At 38.9% G+C, this 3,255-nt stretch carries 4 protein-coding genes and 1 pseudogene; 1 reads left to right on the top strand and 4 read right to left on the bottom strand.

All coding sequences use genetic code 11. The features are described 5' to 3' along the window. Positions 1 to 29 precede the first annotated feature (29 nt). The 4 genes and pseudogenes from AC1DUA_RS35190 to AC1DUA_RS35175 form a co-directional block, all read right to left on the bottom strand. Complete coding sequence (locus AC1DUA_RS35190; RefSeq protein WP_477504154.1) at positions 30 to 353, bottom strand: hypothetical protein; 324 nt, start codon at positions 351 to 353, stop codon at positions 30 to 32. Positions 354 to 640: 287 nt separating this feature from the next. Next, complete coding sequence (locus AC1DUA_RS35185; RefSeq protein ID WP_477504153.1) at positions 641 to 1,180, bottom strand: FtsW/RodA/SpoVE family cell cycle protein; 540 nt, start codon at positions 1,178 to 1,180, stop codon at positions 641 to 643. 55 nt (positions 1,181 to 1,235) lie between these two features. Further along, positions 1,236 to 1,688, bottom strand: a pseudogene (locus AC1DUA_RS35180) (FtsW/RodA/SpoVE family cell cycle protein); the annotation flags it as partial. A gap of 188 nt (positions 1,689 to 1,876) precedes the next feature. Beyond that, the gene (locus tag AC1DUA_RS35175; protein ID WP_477504152.1) at positions 1,877 to 2,209 is read right to left on the bottom strand and encodes a PadR family transcriptional regulator; all 333 of its coding nucleotides are present in this window, start codon (positions 2,207 to 2,209) and stop codon (positions 1,877 to 1,879) included. Between the two features lie 378 nt (positions 2,210 to 2,587). Here AC1DUA_RS35175 and AC1DUA_RS35170 point away from each other — a divergent pair, with 378 nt between their 5' ends. Continuing rightward, positions 2,588 to 3,190 carry a LytR/AlgR family response regulator transcription factor gene (locus AC1DUA_RS35170; protein WP_477504151.1) on the top strand — a complete coding sequence of 201 codons (603 nt, stop codon included), beginning with the start codon at positions 2,588 to 2,590 and terminating at the stop codon, positions 3,188 to 3,190. The last annotated feature ends 65 nt before the right edge of the window (positions 3,191 to 3,255 follow it).

Below are 3,255 nucleotides of genomic sequence, written 5' to 3'. Positions count from 1 at the left end.
ACTAGGGGCCCTGCTCTCGCCTTTACTTATTAGTCGTGAACATAACCTTGATAATGCGCTTCCCAATATGTACCTCTATTAAATAATTGGTAGAGACTTAAATTCCCACCCATACCTCTTGTATAGTCATAAAAGAAATAGCTGGAAGGAACATCCTGAGAAGTTGGATAAGAACTTGTATTGTAATTTTGTGTTATATCACTAACATAATAACTTGCAGCAGGTTTAAAGATGTTATCTGCTGTGGATACTGCCGATGGTTGTGCTGGTGTGTTAATAGTAGATGCTTGTGCTGATGTGGCAACTGCGAGTGCTCCGATGATTGCTGCTAATGTTAGTGCTACTTTTTTCAATTGTATTTCCTCCCAATATTGTATTATTTATACTACTTCCAAATATTATCATAGTTATTAACCAATATATAGTAATTAAATGGTATATTAACATAAAATGAAAAATGTACCAATTAAGATTTTATTAAAGAAAACAACCTCTATCCCTAAAAGGAAAGAGGTTGCTTTATATATATCATCGTAGCCATCTGGTTTATCAAACTAGTTTGAGTAACCATTATGATTTTCATCAACCTTACGAATGGTTTTCTCTTTTTAGAACATTCTGTACTAGATAGAGTTTTAGTTTAATAGACGGTTAAGGATGTTCCCTGGTTATACATAATCATATCTTTTCGCCTGTAAGCACCCAGCATTAGTCCAACTGTCGCTAACTCAATTATGGTGCCAGAGCTCCAATTCATAATCGGTAACCTAATCCCGAGAATTGGTAGTAAACCTGTACACATCAATAAATTCCACACTAATTGAATACCCAATACTGTAGTTAAGCCCACAACTAAGCCTTTGGCATAGTCGTCCTTAAGCTTTACACCCATACGGGTGGTTCGTAAGATGAACAGCAGCGATATTGTAGCTATGGCGATTCCAAACACCCAGCCCAGGCTGTAAACCAAATATGAATACATTAAATCACTCGACATATTAGGTAGCTTTCTGAAAAAAACGCCGAAGCCTTGCCCCCACATTCCCCCAGATTGAATGACTTCCACGGAGCGTAATGTCATGTAGCCCTCGCTTTCCGCAAACGCTTCCAGATGAAGAAAGGCGGTAACCCGTTGCCAAAAAGAATCGAATGAGTGACCAAAGAGTACCGGAATGAGCATGAGAATCAGAGCAGCGATTCCAGCAAGAAAAAGTTATATAGATGACCACATCTTTTGTTAGCGACAGAGTTTGCTGAGCAATCCCCTTTTTCGGCGGATTTTCTCTTTGTAGTATGCCGGCAATGGCGATAATAAGTAAATAAGGAGAAGCCGCATATACATTTAATCCGAATGGGCCAATATTAAGCCATTGAACAGCGCCATTTACTGGGATACCTTGAAAGTGAGTTGATGCCATGAGTAGCAAAGTTACTCCGTACAAAGGCCAGGAATAGCGCAACAACACTCGATAATTTACAAAATAAAGTAAGCACATGGTCGCGATTCCCATAAAACCACATAAAAGCTTGCGACCAAGAAGTAGTTCACTACCTAGAGAAAGTTGCAAGGTAAATAATGAGACGAGCCCAATAACGATCATACCTGTAACTAACGTGATAACACTCCATTCAGGCCTTGGTTTATGTGCTTCATTTAATTGCTTACCAACCTGATCAGGATTGCCCATTTGCCGTAGTGATTCTTCAATTGCCACTTCTTTGGTCCGTTCAAAATGCTCAACCTTTTCAACAGTTAACTCTTCCAGATGGCTGAGTATCTCAAGCCTAATTTCCTCGTGAGTTTCTTTAGCCTTTACTTGTGAGCATACTCTATCTAGATAGGCGATTACTTCAGGATGACGTCCCAAACTTTGGCTCATATATGCTCCTCCCCGATGACGCGATCAACCGTTCTACGGAACACAGACCATTCCCGCTGCTTTTCACCGAGCTGTTTGCGTCCTTCTTCTGTAATCTGATAATACTTGCGCTTACGGCCACCCTCCTCGTTCCAATAAGCTTCCACAAGCCGTTCGACCTCAAGTGTATGTAAGATTGGGTATAGCGTCCCTTCTTTAAACGTAAAAAGGCCTTCTGACTTCCGCTCAATTTCCTTCGTCATCTCATATCCATACATGTTTTTCCTCCCAAGCAGCGTTAAAATTAATGTGACTGTGCTACCCTTCATCAATTCTTTGTTTATCTTCATATGGTTCTCCTTTCTATACATCGTATATCTATGTATTATTATAATCGTGCTTTTATAAAATTACAAGATTTGTAGGAATAACGCTATGCTATGCCGTTCGTATTATGAGGTTCTTAAAAACTGAAATGCAGTGCTTCATTTCCCACTCCATATATTAATGGCTGCCAGTAAGCCTGAAGCTGCCAAACGAAAAAAGGCTCACACCACAAAGTGTGAACGAACCCCTTTTGTGTGGCCATTACGATTTTATGATTGCTTCTACCCAATCATGGAGAGGGTCCATTTCTATATGAAGCTACCGCGGAAATTCAGACCACTCCTCCGTTTAATATTGGTCTGCACAAACGTGATGGCATCTCTGCACCTAAAGAGATCTTCGTGGCGAAACCTCAAATCATCGTTATTACCGGACAATTTTCGGATAATAACATGGAATCTATTTCTATGAAATCGGTTCTTTTAACGGGATTTGAGCTTAATTTTGTTGGTTTTCTAATGAAGCCGTTCGACGAGAATAAGTTAATAAATGCTATTGAGGAAGTAAAACATCGGGTCCGGGCCAATCTATTATCTGCAATCGATAAAGCTGCTATCCAGTCTACAAATATCAAATGGATTAATTATGTACATAATTTTAGAGAATATGAAATTGCTGAAGAAATGATGATGTATGTTGAAGAAATTAATAAGTATGTAAGCAATATTTATTTATCGGATAACCAAGTACTGCAAACCAAAACTACATTAACAGAGATGCTCTCGCAGTGCTCGTACAATGTATTCCGGTCTCATAAAAGCTTTATTGTTAACTTGAAATATGTGAAAACTGTCAGTTCAAGCAAGGAGAAGGAGACTAAAGGTGGCTATGATATTGAATTACTAGCATCTTCAGCTTCGATCCCTTTATCCAAGAAGTTACATGGCAATTATCTTGCTGCGAAAGATCAATTAGAGCAGGGACTTAGGACTGGTGAAATTTGATTGGATTTAACGCACGTTTAGAATAAAATAACAAAAAGCCCTTCAAAAATAGAAGGGCTTTTTGT

The sequence above is a fragment of the Paenibacillus sp. 01T422 genome (genome assembly GCF_056398785.1).
This window is presented reverse-complemented; position numbering and strand designations above follow the sequence as displayed.